Here is an 18,591-nt window from a genome sequence, read left to right on the forward strand (position 1 = left end):
GGGTTCTAACTACCTTAACCTTTTAATTGGTCACAAGCTGGTCACATATTAACGAATAAAGTATTTAATTTATCAGCCACTTCTTGTTGCATACTCGGCAAGACGTGGCTGTATTGATTTAGTGTGATTTGAATGGAAGAGTGTCCAACACGTTCAGAGATAACTTTCACATTCACATTTTGCTGAATCAACATGGTTACATGCGTGTGACGTAAATCATGAAATCGTATCACAGGTAGTCCAAGTTTTTTAGCATGATTCTTAAATCTCTTTGATAAAGTAGATGAATCTAAAGGATTACCGAACTTTGTACAGTTTACTAAGTCATAATCGTTATAAGCCGTACCTTGTTTAAGTTTGTTAGATAATACTTTCTTACGCTCTTTTTTCAATTGATTAACGAGCATATCAGGAATATGAATAGAACGTACACCAGACGCTGTTTTAGCCCCTACCTTAAGTTCTTTTGCATACCCGTCATAGATTTGTCTAATGTAGATAACTTGTTTTTCAAAATCAATATCTCGCCATCGTAGACCTAGGATTTCTCCTTTTCGCATCCCAGTAAGCAGAGCCATAAGAACAATTGTATAATATCTATTTTGTTTAGCATTAGCAATGTAGTAATTTACCTGCTTCAAGTCCCAAATGCTCATTTCAGACTTTACTTCTCTTGGTATATTCACATGCATTAATGGATTCTCAGAGATGAGCTTTAAACCATGTGCCTTCTTCATAAGCTGATTCATTAAAAATAAAAGCTTCCGAATAGAATTGTGACTAAGAGAAGAATCTGCTACCAAACTGTTAGTGAACTTTTGAAGAACGATTGGATTTAAATCTTGTAGCTTATAATGACCTAACTTAGGTTTAAGGTGATTTCTATATAAGCACTGATGGTTCTTTAGTGTACTTTTAGCTAACTGTGTCTGTCTTTCTACAAACCATTCCTTTATAAAACTGTCTAAATCAATAAGCTGTGGTTCTATAAAAGTACCTAAGTTTAACTCATTTAGTACAACTGCTAAAGCTTTTTCCGCTTCTTTCTTCGTTGTAAAACCACGTTTCTTCTTTTGTCTTCGTTTACCTGTTAGTTCGTCTCTACCAATATCTACTATGAAATAATATTTACCTGTTGTTTTATCTTTTTTTATACTTCCTTGCATCTTAAGAGCCTCCTGTATTGCTCTTAAGCTATTAGTAGTTAAAGGCTTCCTTAGGTAATTTTAACATATAGGGATTAAAGAAAATACGTAAAGGTTCAATGAATCCTATTTAGCTAATGTTTTATCCTGACCTGAGAAAGTTTTGAATATTGATACGAAGCTAATTCTCTGTAGGATAAGCAACGATGAAGGAGAGTCCAATATGAATGCTCTCCTTGGTTTTAAAGTAAAAAGTAAGCAAGAGGGGGGGATTTTCCACATATTACAGGCTTCTTTCTGCAAGCATAACCTATAGTAGGTATAGATACACGTCACAATCGTTCCGAAACGATAGTTGATTAATAAAATATTGCTTTTATTACCTTTAGTTTTAAAAAGTTTGTTCACCATATAATTCTATAATCAGGAAAAACATAGTTACAAGTTCATTATCTTGGTAATGTTTAAATTAAGGCTATAATTTTTATAAATTGAACAGATAACATATTAAGAGTCTCCTTCTGTATCATTCTTAAACTATTGAAATTAGAGGTTTTCCCATATTATCCCGACATATATAGGATATAAAACAGCTTTGAGTACCTAATATATATAAAGCTTTTGTGAGATAACAAATATATTGCAATAATTTTGTTTAACGATTTTTAGTGTTTTTCTTAAACAAAAGTATTGATATTAAAGCATTTATTTATTTTTTGTATTTTTCTAAAAACTATTGAAATATCATTTATAAAGTAATATCATGTTGAATAAAGCGGGATGCAGTTTAATTAGGAGGTGATTTCAAACTATGTTTATTGCATACTCAGATGCCTCAGTAAGGGATGAAGAAACTTCGTTAGGTTTCTTTATTGTTTTCGAGGATAAAAGTGAAATAAGGAGAAGGATAGTCGTACATGAACGTGATAACAACGTTGCTGAAGCCATGGCATTATCTGAACTGCTTGCTTTTCTCAAGTATTACAATTTAAAGAAAGGTACTATACTTTTGGATTCTAATGGAGTAAAAGCTCAACTGAAAAAAGAGTGGAAAAATAATAATAAGGTTAAAAAAAGAAGGAGGAACAAAAAACGTAGATATTTGTCAAAGGGCGTATATAAAGTCCTTGAAAAGTTGCAGGTTCGAACTCAACTAATAACCCGAACACGTAATGTTGCTCACAAGGTATGTTATGGAGAAGAATTTATCTTATCCACCCCAATTTCTAAAGTTAATCGTAAGTACTATCAGGCACTAGAAACGTATAAAGATTATTTCATGCAGCAATCAGTTTTAGATGAATATAGAAAAGTACATAATACCCCCTCCGCTACGTTTCACGAAGCACAAATAAATTTGAACAATACAATTTCGTTAGCCGATATTATTGAAATAGAATCTGATTTTAGAACCTATCAACTAAAAGAAAAAAAGATAAGAGTATATAAAGACACTATTGTGAAGATAAGTGAAGAACTAAACGTACAAAAAAGGGATGAGAACTAACAATATTTAAAAAGTTCTATATTTGTAAAATATTCAAGTGAAAAGAGCTGAGATTTAAAATGATACTGTCTGAGGAAATTTTAAGAATGATTGATGATATAGGTAAACAAATTACTAGATATACGGGGAAAACATTCAATGGTTTAGAAGAAATAATTAGATATAGTCTAAATAATACACAAGAAAACCTTCACAATGAGAACTTAGACAGTGAAAGGTTTATAAACTTACTTAAAGCTTATTTTACAGTTTGTTACTGTCAGACCTGCTTTTCAGATAATATGTATAGAGGTGATAGAACACGCTATTTAGCTAGGATAAAGGCTATGGAAGAAATAATGATATGGCGTTATGAACTTGAGGAAATGTTTAGGGAATTTGATATTGAGGAAATGGAAGAACTTGAATTACTTTTCAATGAGAATCAACCAATCACGTTAGGCGACCTAATTCGTTTCAAATATAGGTTATTACCTGAAATTTTTTTAAACTTCATAGGAGTAGAAGAAATAGAGTATTCAGAATTAAAAGATAACGAATTAGGGAATTTCATCATAGAAAAATTAAAAGATGAGCATTTTAGTAATAGAGCTAAAACTTTCTTTTCTATAAATTTTTAGAATACCTATTGTAAATTATCAACTAGATGAAATCTTACACTTCAATTGAACTAATAATATAAGTACATCCAAACAGCTTAAACGTAATAAAATTTTTTTTAGTAGAAATTAAGATACAAGGTGAAGGGGAGGATTTACAATTTTTTTGCATTACTACAGTTCCGAGAAGGCTATAGTTGCTTAAACTACACATCACTTCTTCTCAAAAATCCGATACGAGATGTATATTTAATTATTTTTACAATCATAAAAGGCTTTAATTACTAGAATTAATGTTACTCTTTTCGAAACATCATCCGATAAAGCAAATTAATGCATCAATAATTATAAAGCTGCCTATTAGATTATATAGAACATAAGTTGAAAGAGTACTTTTTACAAAGTGCTCTTTTTGGTTTTATTTGGATTTTTTATTACAATTAAATTACAAATAAACAAAAAGTATTGACATAGATTTCGCGAAAAAAGCGAGATTGGATAGGTTTTTGCTGTTAAAACTAGCAAAAACCTCAATATGTATAATGAGAATTAGATAACAAAGATTATATTGTTACGTTCATCAAATTAAAGAAAGGGTGAAAAAGCAGTGCAAAAGAGATGTAGCAACTGCAAAGAGTTTAAATCAGCAACAGAGTTTCATAAAAATAAATCTAGAAAGGATGGATTAGAGCCTTACTGTAAGAAGTGTTCATCAGAGAGAAAAAAGAAGCGGAATAGAAATGGTGGTAACTTTACTCAGAAACAAAAAGAAAAAGCATTTATGCAGTATGGATATTGCTGTCAAATATGTGAAAACAGTAATAAAGAAGAATTACAAGTAGACCATTTAATGCCACAGATTATTTGTAAGCCGAATACAGCTAGTGTGCAAGAAAATGCGTGGGTTCTATGTTCTAGTTGTAACATCAAAAAAGGTAAGCGAATGATAATAGACTTCATTGAGAAAGTACCAAAGAAAATACTAGGAAATATGCTAATTAAAGAATACGCACAAGCAATTGTACAACAGCTATTCAAGAAAGTGCCAGTAACAATTAATGGGAAACAGTTTACCGAAGTTCAAGTTCATCTTAAGTAAATTATAAGTATATTCTAAACTTCATATAATATCTTCGAGCTTAAAACACTAAGTAACTAAAAAATAGGTGTAGTTTAAAGACAGGGTAAAAAAGTACACCTAAAAATCAGGTAACCATCTCCTAAACTAGACCCAAAAAGTGGGTGACCCTTCACCCCTAGATACGCTAGTATCTGTCAAGACTTTTTGTGCATTCCAGAAAGGGAATAGATAGAAGATTACTAGATAGAAGACAATATAATAGATACAAATGTATGGGCGAGAGTCGGCAAAGCCGACTGTATCCCTCTCAAACAAGCTTATTTAATAAAATAAAGAATTTAAATTGAAAGGAATAAGAAAGATGAAAAATGAAAAAATATCAACAACACAACAAGAAAGACTAGAATCATTTATTAAAATTTCCAAGTCATTAACTGAAACAAAAAAATTAGGCGAAAATTGTGAACTAGACGTTTATCATTTAACAATTATTAAATCATTGGCAAATAACTTTGAAGGCGTGGCTTATACTGGTATTAACCATATCATGAGATTTATTGGCATGAGTACAGAACAGAGTAAAACAAAGGCAAGAACAAAAAAATCCCTACTTAGTCTACAAGAAATGGGACATATTGAGATTTATGAAGATAGAGAAATGCAAAGTATGGCTAACGACTTAAAGCCAGCCAATAACTACTTTATTAAACCCACAGGAAAAGATGAAGAATGTGGTTTTGCTAAGGTATTTTACAAAGATATTCAAAAAATTATTAGTATGAAGAGTGATTATAAGCCCAAGATATTCGCTGCCTATCTCAATATAATTAGTAACATGTTTTACGATAACACAGGTACAAATAAAAATGTACCGATATCATTTATAGCTATTGATACAATTAGAAAGAATACAGGAATAAATAGAAATTCTGTTGTAGAATACCTTAAAGTATTAGTTAAAGAAGAAATCTTATATTTTGTACACTTTCATATTAATAATTCTACTACAAAGAACTACTGCACAAGGTGGATTCACAAAGAACATACTGCTAAGTGGGCTATACCATTCGCCCAGTACCATTACAAACTAGAAAAGGATAAGTTCAAAGGTGGAGGGATTGGAGTATCAGAAGAGTAAAGAGAATCTCATAATAGAGGTTCTCTTTTTTTATTTTATATAAATATAAATCAGATTTAAAAGATAATGCTTGTTCCATACATATGTGGTATGATTTTCCTGTTGGTATGTAGAAAGTATTACTCTTTCTATCAAGGTGATTAGTTAACTGTCTTAAAGTGACAAATGATAAAAACTCATGTGCTTTTATCATTTAAAAATCTCGCTTGGAAGATACTTCAATAAAAAAGATTGAAAAGTAGGGATGGTGAGAAATCAAACCCTTAGTTGTGACTAATAAAATCCGTCTTGTATTGTATTCTTCAAAATGATGTAAGTATAGAATACAAAAAGATTATTTTTTAAAATATTTCTCCTTATTTTTATAAAAACTACGGGGGTTTACTCGGTGTGTTACAAGCTTTTGTTTATAAAAATATACAAAATAGTAATTCAAAAGGAAAAGATAATGAAAAAACAAAAGGTTATGAGTTAGAGCTAAACGAAAGTGAAGTGAGACTTTATTATTTACTATTTCAAAAGTCTTAAAGATTTTGTTAGAGAACCAAATGAGGTTAGTAATAAAAAATATAGGGCAGGAGATTTTAAAAATGGATTTAGATATATATACTAATGTTGAGCAACTGTTAAGTAAAAAAAAGTATGAACAAGCTTTCTTGATGATGAAACTGTACATGGAGAAGTTGATTGTAAATAGCGGTTTTTCGGAAAAGAATTTTTTACAGGAAGTTAAAGGAAAGAAAATTTTAATTAACACTACTAACGATGCAAAAAGAAAAAGATTATTTTGTACGCCTTTAATAAACTACTTAAAGCTTAAAAATTTGCATAATTTAAATGAGTATTTAGAGCAATGTGAATATATAAATGGTGAATTTGAGTCATTAAATTTGGACATAAATGATTTTCTTACAAGGCTAAAAAAGGATAACCAGACTATAGCTCTATTCAAAATTTTAAGTACGTTTGAGAATATAAATCATACAATATTAAATAATGAAAAAAAGAATCCTTACATAATCTTTAACCATGTTGGTAGTGAGAGTGAAGCACTCTATGAAAATAATATAGAAGCTTTAAACATTTTAATTGAAAAGTGGGCTTCAATGTGCGAAGAAGGTTTATTTAGTAAAAAAGCACATAAAGAAAAAGATATAGAAAAATTAAAGCCGTTATCAATTAACGAAAAAATGTGGCAAAAAAATGTAAGTCTAAAGTTTTTATATTGGCTAATTAACGAAGTTACATTAAATAAGATGGTAGTTAAAAGAGAAGAAAATAAAGTAAGGTTTATTTACACAGATAAAGATGAATATATTAGGTATCGTTTACCATTCATAAGAGAATCATTTTTAAATAAGAAATTCACGTATAATTTAATGAACAAGAAAAAAAATGCAAAGCAAATAGATTACGGAAAAGTGCTTGAATTAAAAAGGGGAGGTGAGCATTTTTCTTTAAGGTTAACTCCTCAAATAATTTATGAAAATATGGAAAATTCTATAAACGTTGGATACTCAGAATACATAAAAATAGCGACATTATTAAAGGTTCAGGGTTATTCAGAACTGGAATATAATAACGTAAATATTGAAGAAGCATTTATCTTTTACTACTGTTTAAGAAATATGGCAACTATTTATTATGAAGCGACTGAGTACTTTATTAAGAAATATGGTAAATTTCCCAAAGCTCCTTTTCTATGTGTATCGATAAAAAGTTTACATGAACAATTGTCATATATGCTATCAAAAGTATTTAAGCGAAATATTGAACTGGATGATATAAATAAGTGGGTGAGATTTTTTAGTTTTGGGGAAGATAAAATAAATGACCTGTATTATAAGCCTTTAATAAAAAATAAAGAGTCTATTATTATAATACCAAGTCTTTTTTTAATGAATAATATGTATATGACTTTTACTCGTCACTTGCAAATGTTACAAATAAATTTGTCTAATAAAGGTACACTTTTCGAACAAGCTGTTAGGAGATTGTTTATTAATTCTGGCTTTGTAACCTATGGGGATAACTATACATTTAATTATTACTCTACTTCTTGTGGACAAGAAGTAAAAGGAGATATAGATATTATAGCTCATAAAGGCTCACATCTTTTTATAGCTGAAGTGAAGAATCATTTAGACCCTGTCGAACCTGAAGATTATAGAAGTGGAAATAAAGTAATTAAAAAGGCTAATAGTCAAATTAGCAAAATTTTGAGATATATTGAGGAAAAAACGGATGAGTTTTGCGAGAGAGTAGGAATAAATATTGAGGAATTAAATAGGCTTAAAATAGTTCCTTTTATAGTTATTAGTGGCTATTATAGGTCGGGAGAAAAGATAAATGGTATACCTATAACAGATTATAATAGTCTAGAGAAATTTATTGAGGATGGAGAACTAACAATCCAAGCAGGTGAAGATATTTTGGCTAAAGTTCCGATAAGGAACGCTAAAATGACTACTACTGACTTAATAAACTTTTTAGAAGAACCATATTTTTATGGACTAAATGGTTGCTATGCTCCTATGCTGTATGTGGCAAATACGATGCAGATGTCAAGCAAAGAACTTTTTGTTTCGCCAGATTTACCCGATTTGGAAAAGGAAAAATATAAATATTCTATCCTCTTCCCAAATGAAGATGAGATGAGAGAAGTTTTAGGAGAGCCAGCTGGAGAAAGCAAGCGTTAAAGTCTTAAAAAAGAAATTGTAATTTGTATTCGCAAATTACAATTTCTACTTTATATTATAACCACTACTCTACAATAGAAAGTGCCAGATATCATTGAGCATTAGTATTAAAGTAGTTTAAGTAATTCTCGCGCACTGAGATTCCCATTTAATTTTGGAATCAAATGTTATATATTAAATCCTGGAATATCTGCGATTTAAATTCATGGATACTTAATGATACTTCTTAGTGAGTAAAAGCGTCAAATACATGATAGAGGTATACATCTGTAAATTGGAAATTGTGGAGAACTACAAGAAGAAGTGAAAATCGTTGCAAACCTCTCCGATAAAGGGTTTGATTCTCTTATTAAGAAACATAGAAAGTGAACAAGAATTATAAAGAACACAAATAAAAATAGGAGTAATTGGAATTAGATGGTGGCAATGTTAATTGCCATCTTTTTTTATTGGGGACATAAGGAAAATTATTATATATACAGATTTTATGGTGACAAAACTTAATAGTATATCACCATTGTTCCAGTCCAGTATTATCAAGGTATCTAAAGGTGACAAAATATAGTGACACAAATAAGAGCGGAAAACAATATGAAATGTGGATATGCACGTGTGAGTACAGTTACGTAAGATTTAGCTGTATAAAATGAAGAACTAAGGAAAGAATGGTGGGAAGTCATCTTCAAAGTGGAATTTTACAGGGATGAAAATAGATAGACTACAATTTAAGAGATTAGTGGATAAGTTGCAAGCGGTTGATAATCTTACATATAAGGAAGCTTAAGAAATGATAGGCATTAATAAGAGAACTCTAATTAAGAGAAAGACCGAATTAGAAGCAAAACAACTTTAAAGGTCTCTTTTTTCATTTGACTCTCTGAAAGAGGTTTGCATAACTACACTTCAACTAAATACGGTAGTGTAGGAGTATACAAAACATTTTCTTAGTGCTTTCTAAGGCAAGGAAACCTATGTTGCTACACATACATAACACAATTTTCTACGATTCCTTCTAGATGGTTGAATTAAGATATATTGCTGATGTAATATATTGTTAAAAATCTGTTATAATTAATAGATTAATAGTATTTATATATTATGTCATACGAGGATGGTAATAGCATGAACCTTAATCATAAAATTAAAAAAAGAAAAAAGGCTCTTGAGACTATCAATGAACTTGTGAACAATGCTTCACATTTGTTGTTAATCCATTATTCATGTGAAAGTTTTTATAATGTTCCCAGTGGTTATACACCGAGGGTTACTACGATAGCAGTAAGGTATTATAATACAGCACAAACGAAATCGTTCGGTATTCATAAGGTAGCCGAAATGAAAAAAACACCATTTGAAGATATTGAAAATAACTATGATGAACTTGAAAGAGAAATGTTAAAAGAGTTTTTTCAATTTGTTAAGAAGCATAAGTCCTATACTTGGATTCATTGGAATATGAGGGATTTGAATTTTGGATTTGAAGCAATTGAAAATAGATATAGGGTTTTAGGAGGAAGACCTGAAACAATAGACGATGAAAAAAAATATGACTTAGCAAGATTGCTTATTGATATTTATGGTGTAGGTTACATTGGTCATCCGAGGTTAGAAAAACTAATTGAAAAAAATAAAATCTCACATAGGGATTTTTTAGATGGACAATCCGAAGCTGCAGCATTTACTAATAAAGAATATGTAAAACTGCACATGTCAACTCTAAAGAAAGTCGATGTTTTTCATTCCATTCTAGATAAGGTAGCATCAGGAAATCTGAAAACAAATGCTAAATGGCATGAACCCTATGGACTATCTCCCCAAGGCGTTTATGAAGCTATTAAGGACCATTGGCTTTACGCTATCATTACGCTACTTTTAGGAGCAATTGTAGGAGCAGTCGTATCTAATATGATGGGCTGAATAAGGATTATAAGGAACAATATGCTTAAAGAATTATATAAAGAGGATGATTACGAAAGGAGAGCGTATGTTAGGGATTAAATTCTATTCTGATTATGACATAGCTTTTGGTGAAGAAGTAAAAAAAATAGTGAAAAAAATTAATGATGAAGATATTAATTCTGAATGGGGAATCGTTGATTTATTAGAATTTCATAATATTTTAAAATACATAAACATTAAAAGAGTTAGTGACCATATTGTACAAGAGACAAATATTGATATAAAAGATTATGAGAAAAGAATAAGACAAAAAATTGGTATATTCATGGGGTGTCACAAAGATGGATTTATCAATCTATATGATGAAATTGACTTTGATGCCACAGATGATTTCTTTGAAGTGCTTAAAGATTACAAAATATATCAAAGAATTGAAATAGATGATTTTAGAAGATTTCTTGAAAAGGAAAATGTACATATCGATACAATACTCAAGTTTAAGAAATTGGTTGAGTATTTCGATGAAGCGGTTAAAGATGTGCTACTATCTGACTCTATGAACGCAGAGGAAATTATCTCAAAGTATTTAAAAGAAAATGTTTTATTCTTACCCAAATCTTTAGATGAGACAGATATATTAAGCTTGATTGATGAATATATTGATTCACCACAAGTTAATATAAATATATTGAGGGAAATCATTACTTTCCCAGCAAGTAAAGGTTTAAGTATACCTGATAAAATTAAGTTACGTGCTAAGAGGAAAGAAAAAATAGAGGCGGAAAAAATCTTTAATAATGGAGCAGGTATTGAAAGAGGAGTACAGATTTCTTATCCAAATGAACAAGATGAAGCTATATTGGTGACTATGGACGATAGAACAGCGGACATTAAGATAAGTAGAAAATGGCTAGAAAAAAATACTGATTATCCTACACTTTGGAATAATTTTATTTATCTATTTGAATTTGTTGATGAAAAAATGAGATTAGAACTTGACTCTAAAAAAAGTGAAAGTAGTGCTTTAGAGTCAGTAATTAGTCCACAAGCAGAATACCTATATTATCAGTCATCCTCTTTTCGTTTCAAAGAAATGTTGGCTGATGCTGAGATATATAGCTATGTCAATGTGTTAAATGTTCTTGATGTGAGATTGGAAGAAATGATTGAATGGTTTTTTGATGTGTATATAAAAGAAGAATTTCAAATTAGCAATTTCATCGTTAAAATGCCTTCGACTGAAGCAACATATTTTGAAAAGTGTAGAACTATTCTTCCTGAAATAGATAGGATTTTTAAACAGTATAATATCCTAATTGAAGATAGAATAATAGACCAGGAATTAATTCAAATGTCATCTTCTAGTTTTAAGAATAAAGATATTAAATCATTTAATGAAAAGAAATATGTATACTCTTCTAGTGACTGGTATAAAACAGCATCATTCTTATTGTTTTCTGACCAGAGTGGCATATTTTATTTGCCCCACAAAGAGGAGAGGTATAAGAATTTTTCTGACTTGATAACTTCTAGAAAATTAAATAGAAGTGATTTTCTAAAACATCAACAGTTAACAATGCAATGGTTATTTGATAATAACTTAATTCATGAAAGCAACATGGGCTACTTAGAATTTGTAGACCAAAGAGTAATATATGTTCTTAAGCAACTGTATTATGAAGAAGTAATTAGTTATTGGCATTGTCCTGAGAGTATACAAGTATTAATAGATGAGTTAGGTACTCACAACCTTGTTGATTTTGAAAACAGCCTGCTTTCAAGAAATGAACAAGATTATCTTGATTATTATCTCAATAAATCAAAGTTTACTAACGGTCATGATATCCGAAATAAATATTTACATGGAACAAATGTTAATGATGAGACACAATACGAGTTAGATTATTACTTGATTCTTAAACTATTTGTCATAATAGTTATTAAAATCAACGATGATTTGTGTATCAAAAGCAATAGAGGTGAATAAATTAAAAAGCAAAGACCTGCCTAATTACTAGATAGGTCTTGTTTTATTGCTTACTACTATCAGCGTGCTGTAGTATAGGATTAAATTTGTCTATAGAAAAGGTTAAAGATTCTATTACAGTTGAAATTGGTGAAGTTAAATTTGAAGTCCCTAAAGAATTAAAAAAGATTAATCCTTTAGCAACATTCAGAAACCTTCTTTTTTATAACTAGGTTTATAGTAGTAAGTAATCGTTGATTAAAAAAGTAGTTGTGACAAGAGAGTCCCATAATGAAACTTTTTTTATATTAGAACGAACATTGATTTAGAATTAACAATACTTTTATGCACACAGAACAAATGTAAGTTATATGACGGAACAATAATAAAAGTTTGTAACAATTAAGTTTTTATTAACGCTCAGAAAAGTAATCAATAGGGTATGGGCTAAGTCTGTATTCTAGTTCAAAGTCTATGTATTTTTCTGAGTCTCCATCAAAAAAATTAAAATCTATAGTGATATCATGTCTGTACTTAATGGAAAAATCTTCATTAAAATAATTAACAAACCCTTTGAAATCGAAATTCGAAAACTCACAGAATATTTGTATAATAGTTCCTATTTCTATTTGTAGTCGTTCGGGTATTTCATAATCCCTTTGAACTGTAAGAGAACCTTCAGTCTCAAGAGTATTTATAATGTCTCCGCTATTCTGTGTAGTATATGAGTTAATATGATTTTCTAACATCTCCTCCTCGAAAACCATATCCTGAATTAATTCCGCGAACATTCTATCAATTTCTATTTTGTGTATTCTATAGTATGACTGTATAAAAGCTTTGTCCATATAATCTATTTTCTTGAAATCTAAATTTATTATTTGCTTTATAGTGGTTTGAGAGGGACCATCTTCATATTTATTAATTAGGTCTTTAATTACACAGTCTTTATGTTTACAAGGTTTTAAAGAGAGAAAGGAATCAATTTTGGTAACAGTTTTGTTTTCCGCATTACCTAGTATATAGACGCGATTAGATGCTCGAGTTAAACCGATATAAATAAATTCATCAGCTATACCTTTCTCAATACTTGTTAATATAACAATTGGCGATTCCAATCCTTTAAAAGCACTAATTGAACTAAATCTTATGTTTTTTAACATAGTTAAATCGAAAACCATTATATTTTGGGCATACTTATCATTAACGTTGTTGGCTACGAGTTGTGCAACACCGGTCGACTTTGCGCTTAATATTATTATATCTTTATTAGAAAATCCTAGTTTTTTAACTTCTTCTATGATGTCATTTATTATTTCATGCTCTTTATTATAATCTTTATCTTTATAGTAATGTATTTGAATTGATTGTTGGTTATCTTTTCTAACACTCTCGTACTCAGTATTAAATATTGCATTACATGCGGAAATAATCTGGTTAGGATTTCTATAATTTTTTCTATAACTAAAACAAGAAGCATTATATTCAGTTTGAAGACGTTGAATATTTATTTGATTATCTATATTAAAAATATTTTGTAGCTTAAAGTCTCCAAACCAAATCCAATTACCTTCTATTAAACCGCCTTTTAAAACGCTATCTAATTTTTCCAAGAATTCTTTTTTAAAAATAATATCCTGAGCCTCATCTATTATTAGAATATCAAATTGATTATGCGATTTAAGAATTTTTTGGGAATTTAAAGTCTTTATAGTTGTAACAAGAAGATTTTCATTTGGATGAAATTGACTTTCTAGATACTTATTTATTAGTCTGTTAAAAGTAACAAATAATATCCTTTTTTCTTTTTTTTCTAAAGTTCTTCGTGCAGCTTCAAGCGCTAAAATGGTTTTGCCTGTTCCAGCATGACTATCAAAGATGATTCTTTGATGTGTATGTATAAAATCAAGAAATTGGTATTGGATATTATCTAAATGAGCGACTTCACATTTAGTTCTCTCATAATATCCTTTGGGTGATTCTACGCCACAGATTGATGGTCGTAATAACTGTATAAGATTATCAAAATCAGCTTGGATGGTTATCCCTCTATCGTGGGGACGCCCCTCTTGCTTAGTTTTATCCATAAGGCTCTCAAGATGAGAAAAGAATTTTTCTGACCAAAATATTTCTGAACCAACTATTGGATACGAATGGAAATTAGTAGCCTGCTTTGATTGACCTTTACCATCAGAAAATTTGTCGACATAAGTAAATACTATAGCCCAATCCATAAATATAGTGGAGTCATACCCATTTATATAGGATTTCTTTATACTAAACATATTATCTTTTGCTTGAGAAATAGGGTCTCTTTTATCTCTTTGCAATCCCAGAGTCCATCCTGTCTGGTCGTAAGTAACACTTTTATGTGCTTTTACTTCGAGAATCAAAATTCCTTTGTTTGGTATTAGTATAACAAAATCTGCTTCTCCATTATGATTATGCCTATTATGTTGACTGATATTAAAAGAATGAAGTACTATCCAGTCTTTAGTATAAGATTTATCATCAGAAAATTTTTTAAATACTTCTTTCTCCCCATTACTGATATCGTTTGAAAAATAATTAGGATACATTTGAGCCAAAAGAACCACCACTTTCACTGAATTTTCTATATATAATTTATAACATATTATACGCTCTAATTTCATTATAATTATTGACTATTGAGCGGATGAAGTAGGGGTATACTTAGAGGTTAAAGAAGAATTTGCAATACTTAATATGTGAAACTGATAAAATAAAAAAGCAATATTAAGTATCTAGATGAAGAGGTAGATAAATTTTTTCGATACTTTATACGATAAGGACCTAGGCTAATTTATTTAATATTAAATCAATACTATATAACTATTAAGAGACTTTGGTGGTATAATTTTGATATAAAAGTAGATTTATGTATTTTTTGGTTATTACTATTAAGCATAACAAGGAGATATTGTAAATGGGAAATTTTATAGAAATTGTTGTGTCTGACAATGCCACTAACACTCAAAAGGGGAGACTTCTAGAAAATTTAGGGAAAGAGTTATTATCTATCCTACAGTATGATGTATTAGAAGAAGTGAGAATTACAGCTATGGAAGTTGATTTGCTAGCAAAACATCTCATTAGTGGAGAAACAATCTTTGTAGAATGTAAAGCTCACCAAAATAATTTATCGGCAGATGTACTTACTAAACTATTAGGAAATGTTTTTTTTAAAGGTGTTTCTTCAGGATGGTTGTTCACAACTGGACCGCTGGGCAAAGACGCAAAAGGTTTTAGAGAGGAATGGTCCCAAAAAGTTCCAGAAGACAGAAGGAAATTGAATATTTATACATCTGATAAGTTAGTAGACTTATTAATTAGTTCAGGTAAGATATGTAATCCTATAGCGTTACCAAAAGATAAAAAATACACTTATGCAGAGGAAAATACCCTTATAATTTCTGAGTATGGAAGGTTTTGGGCTATTAAAGTATTACATGTTTCTGCGGGTGTACCATATGGAGTGATTTTATATGATGCTGAAAATTCTAAGTTAATAATTGATAAAGATGTAATTAATTCTGTCTCAAAATTGCAGACTTCATTAAACGACCTCGAATTTATCGTGACTGAGCTGAACGATGAAAGTAAATTACTTACAGAGGAGCTTACAGAAGAACTTAGCAATATTGCAATAGTTACAGGTGGAGACCAATGGGCGGATTACAGACCCTCTAGGCCTAGAGATTTCATAGGGAGAGAGGATTTACTCCGTGACATATTTAAGTATTTTAATTCTGTAGTAGAAAATGAAACTAATACAAGACTTTTGGCTATTAAAGCTCCTTCAGGATGGGGAAAGAGTTCAGCATTACTAAAATTAGTTTCAAAATCAAAAAGTAAGAGATATAAAACTAAGTTCTTTGTTCATGCAGTAGATGTGCGGGCAGCAACTTCACGTAGGTATGGAGAGTTATCACTATTATCATGTATTAATTCTGCAGTGGAAAAAGGATTCATCGCCAAACCTTCAGAAGAAATCATTATAAACAGTGTTACTAATCCCTTATCTAGTAAAGGTTTGGCTGAAATATTACAGTCGCTAAGAGACGAAAACAAAGTTTTAATCTTATGTTTTGACCAATTTGAAGAGATATTTTCTAAAAATGAATTAGCTGATTTATTTGAAAGTATTAGAAAATTAGCAATTGCTATAGATTCAGCTAGAGAAAACATTATCCTTGGGTTTGCTTGGAAAACGGATGGAACTACACCTACAGACCATCCAGCTTATTATATGTGGCAAAGTCTATCTGATAGAAGGAGGGAATTTCAACTCCCTACATTCACACCTAAAGAAATAAACAAGGCTCTAAGCATATTTTCAAAGGAATTGGGGCAATCTTTAAATCCTAGCTTGAAGAAATATCTTATAGACCACTGTCAAGGTTATCCGTGGTTATTAAAGAAACTGTGTATTCATGTTCATTCTTTAATCAAGAATGGTATCGAACAAAATGAAATAATGGGAAAAGGACTAGATATCGAATCTTTATTTGAAAGAGATTTAAGTGAATTATCTTCATCCGAGCAGGCATGTTTAAGGAAAATTGCTAATGAGTCTCCTGCAGATTTCTTTAAAGTTGACCAGGATTTTGGAAGCGAAACTGTTCATGCTTTACTTAATAGAAGGTTGATAATTCGTAAAGCACACAAACTAATATTATATTGGGATATTTTTAAAGATTATGTTTTAACAGGTTCTGTACCTCGAATAACCATAACGTACATCCCTCAAGGGAATTTAAATAAATATAATAACCTTTTACAATTGCTGTTAAACCAAAAAGAAATGAATTTATCAGACATAGCAAAGAATTTGAAGATTAGTATAAAAGCCTCGGAAAACCTTATTAGGGATATGGTTATGTTCGGAAATGTCACCAGGCAGGGAGAGAGAATAATACTTCTTCAAGAGACAGAAAATGAGGCAATAAATAAAGTCTATTCCTTTTTTAATAGCCATATTTTATTAAAAACCTTAGTAACACAGTATGGTGATGGTTTTGGAGTAACTTTCCAAGAGTTTGAAAAGACATTTATTAATTTGTATAAAGAATCTCAATTTTCACAAAAAACATTTGGTGTATATATAAATAGAGTTATAAACTGGTTTTTAGGATTGAATATTATAAGAGTTAGCCATGGACAAATCACTTACTTGTCAGAGAAGATTCCTATGCCTAAACAAATATTGATACCTAATGGTAGAATAGCTGTTAGCGCTCGAATACAGCCGTTTTTAGGGGCTGCCCCTCCAGAAAGAATTTTAGAGTTAATTACAAAAATTGAACATGGTACAGATAATGAAGAGGAATTAAAAAATCTGGGCTTAAGAAATGCAGTTACTGTTCTAAAGTCACTTGGAATAGCAATAAAACAAATTGACACAATAAAATTAGTGAACTTAGACGATGACTATAAATTAACTATAGCAGAAAAGGTAATTGAAACTCAAACGATACAACTAATTGTACACTATATTAAAGAACAAAGGACTGCACCTAGCTCAGGTGAAGTAGGAACAATGGTAGCAAAACTCTTAAATAAGGAGTGGAAAGACGCTTCTAAAACTCGTACTGGACTAGCTTTATTGAAATGGCATAAGTGGGCTACAGAAGTTATTAAAGAAAAAAATTCTGCAACTATGATTTGAAAATTGGAAATATTGTAATTGGAGCTTTAAGTTGGGGAAGTTATGCTGGTAAGTTTTTATAGGGTACTAAAAATTTGTCATGAACAAAAAGGAGAGCAAAACAAATTGCTCTCCTTTTTATTTGTGATAAGTATAAGTAAGGAAACCTTTGTTCACAGCCTTAGGGTTATTTTTTGGTCACTAATATAATTACTAGAAGTAATAATAAAGATTGATGTGACAATGTGTTTAAAATGATAAAATGGTCACGTTTTTGGTCACTAATGTTTTAAGAATTCTTATTACTCTCTGTCTTTTATTTATTCTTCCCATTTCTTACTGTTGATTTTCTCAATAATCCCGTGCAAATCACCAGGCTTATGAAACTCAATGGGAGACGCGCCTTTTTCAAGCAGAATCGATTCCGCTTCAATTATAGCCACGTAGCGTCCGTTCACTTTCGCTAAGTGAATATTTTCCTCGAAATCAGCTAACAGTCCTTTAATCTCTGTTTCGCCAAGCTTCATTTTAAGTTCTGCATCAGGCGTATGCTCGACGATATGAGCAGCAGCTTCCATGACTTGGTGGGTATCCAAACGTTCTTAAAGCTCACGCTTTTCACTTGTTGCCCACAGTTCCATGTCCGATTCAAACTGTTCAAGCTCTACGCTTTCTGCTTCAAACGTTTCGCTGACGTGTTCACGCACCATATCCATCACTTGTGTTTTCATAATTTCAGGCATCGGCTCGTTGTAGTCAATGAATTTCAAAAAGTCTTCAAAGTAACGGGCATGAGACGCTTGGTGGATAACGAGTTCGCTTTCTTCCACCATGCCTTCTTCAGGTGTGTACGGGTATTGAAATGATTTCATAGTTTTCCTTTTCAAGC

Annotated in this window: 11 protein-coding genes and 1 pseudogene; 9 read left to right on the forward strand and 3 right to left on the reverse strand. The window is 30.5% G+C overall.

What is annotated here, in order from left to right; translation table 11 throughout:
- Positions 1 to 41 precede the first annotated feature (41 nt).
- Positions 42 to 1,166 (reverse strand): site-specific integrase, encoded by a 1,125-nt coding sequence (locus ACH6EI_RS09965; RefSeq protein ID WP_098658269.1) that lies wholly within the window; start codon positions 1,164 to 1,166, stop codon positions 42 to 44.
- Between the two features lie 790 nt (positions 1,167 to 1,956).
- Between ACH6EI_RS09965 and ACH6EI_RS09970 the strand changes: the two genes are divergently transcribed.
- The 8 genes from ACH6EI_RS09970 to ACH6EI_RS10005 all read left to right on the forward strand — a co-directional run bounded on the left by ACH6EI_RS09970 (position 1,957) and on the right by ACH6EI_RS10005 (position 12,055).
- Positions 1,957 to 2,652 carry a hypothetical protein gene (locus ACH6EI_RS09970; RefSeq protein WP_397377209.1) on the forward strand — a complete coding sequence of 232 codons (696 nt, stop codon included), beginning with the start codon at positions 1,957 to 1,959 and terminating at the stop codon, positions 2,650 to 2,652.
- Between the two features lie 86 nt (positions 2,653 to 2,738).
- Positions 2,739 to 3,272: a hypothetical protein gene (locus ACH6EI_RS09975; RefSeq protein ID WP_397377211.1), complete on the forward strand. Its 534-nt coding sequence runs from the start codon at positions 2,739 to 2,741 to the stop codon at positions 3,270 to 3,272.
- A 586-nt stretch (positions 3,273 to 3,858) separates the two neighbouring features.
- Positions 3,859 to 4,350: an HNH endonuclease gene (locus tag ACH6EI_RS09980; RefSeq protein WP_328575312.1), complete on the forward strand. Its 492-nt coding sequence runs from the start codon at positions 3,859 to 3,861 to the stop codon at positions 4,348 to 4,350.
- 343 nt (positions 4,351 to 4,693) lie between these two features.
- Complete coding sequence (locus tag ACH6EI_RS09985; protein ID WP_397377213.1) at positions 4,694 to 5,470, forward strand: hypothetical protein; 777 nt, start codon at positions 4,694 to 4,696, stop codon at positions 5,468 to 5,470.
- A gap of 390 nt (positions 5,471 to 5,860) precedes the next feature.
- Positions 5,861 to 5,998 (forward strand): hypothetical protein, encoded by a 138-nt coding sequence (locus ACH6EI_RS09990; RefSeq protein ID WP_328575310.1) that lies wholly within the window; start codon positions 5,861 to 5,863, stop codon positions 5,996 to 5,998.
- 62 nt (positions 5,999 to 6,060) lie between these two features.
- Positions 6,061 to 8,169 carry a hypothetical protein gene (locus ACH6EI_RS09995; RefSeq protein ID WP_397377216.1) on the forward strand — a complete coding sequence of 703 codons (2,109 nt, stop codon included), beginning with the start codon at positions 6,061 to 6,063 and terminating at the stop codon, positions 8,167 to 8,169.
- Positions 8,170 to 9,291: 1,122 nt separating this feature from the next.
- Positions 9,292 to 10,086: a hypothetical protein gene (locus tag ACH6EI_RS10000; protein WP_397377218.1), complete on the forward strand. Its 795-nt coding sequence runs from the start codon at positions 9,292 to 9,294 to the stop codon at positions 10,084 to 10,086.
- Positions 10,087 to 10,153: 67 nt separating this feature from the next.
- Positions 10,154 to 12,055 (forward strand): hypothetical protein, encoded by a 1,902-nt coding sequence (locus ACH6EI_RS10005; RefSeq protein WP_397377220.1) that lies wholly within the window; start codon positions 10,154 to 10,156, stop codon positions 12,053 to 12,055.
- Positions 12,056 to 12,447: 392 nt separating this feature from the next.
- Here the strand turns inward: ACH6EI_RS10005 and ACH6EI_RS10010 are convergent, their stop codons facing one another.
- Complete coding sequence (locus ACH6EI_RS10010) at positions 12,448 to 14,613, reverse strand: nuclease-related domain-containing DEAD/DEAH box helicase (protein WP_397377987.1); 2,166 nt, start codon at positions 14,611 to 14,613, stop codon at positions 12,448 to 12,450.
- Positions 14,614 to 14,981: 368 nt separating this feature from the next.
- Between ACH6EI_RS10010 and ACH6EI_RS10015 the strand changes: the two genes are divergently transcribed.
- The gene (locus ACH6EI_RS10015; protein ID WP_397377222.1) at positions 14,982 to 17,723 is read left to right on the forward strand and encodes an nSTAND1 domain-containing NTPase; all 2,742 of its coding nucleotides are present in this window, start codon (positions 14,982 to 14,984) and stop codon (positions 17,721 to 17,723) included.
- Positions 17,724 to 18,022: 299 nt separating this feature from the next.
- On the opposite strand, the pseudogene ACH6EI_RS10020 reads toward ACH6EI_RS10015, so the two are convergent.
- A pseudogene (locus ACH6EI_RS10020) lies at positions 18,023 to 18,580 on the reverse strand (DUF3898 domain-containing protein); the annotation flags it as partial.
- Positions 18,581 to 18,591: the final 11 nt, after the last annotated feature.

This window comes from Priestia sp. JSM ZJ58 (assembly GCF_044383985.1).
Classification (GTDB): domain Bacteria; phylum Bacillota; class Bacilli; order Bacillales; family Bacillaceae_H; genus Priestia; species Priestia zanthoxyli.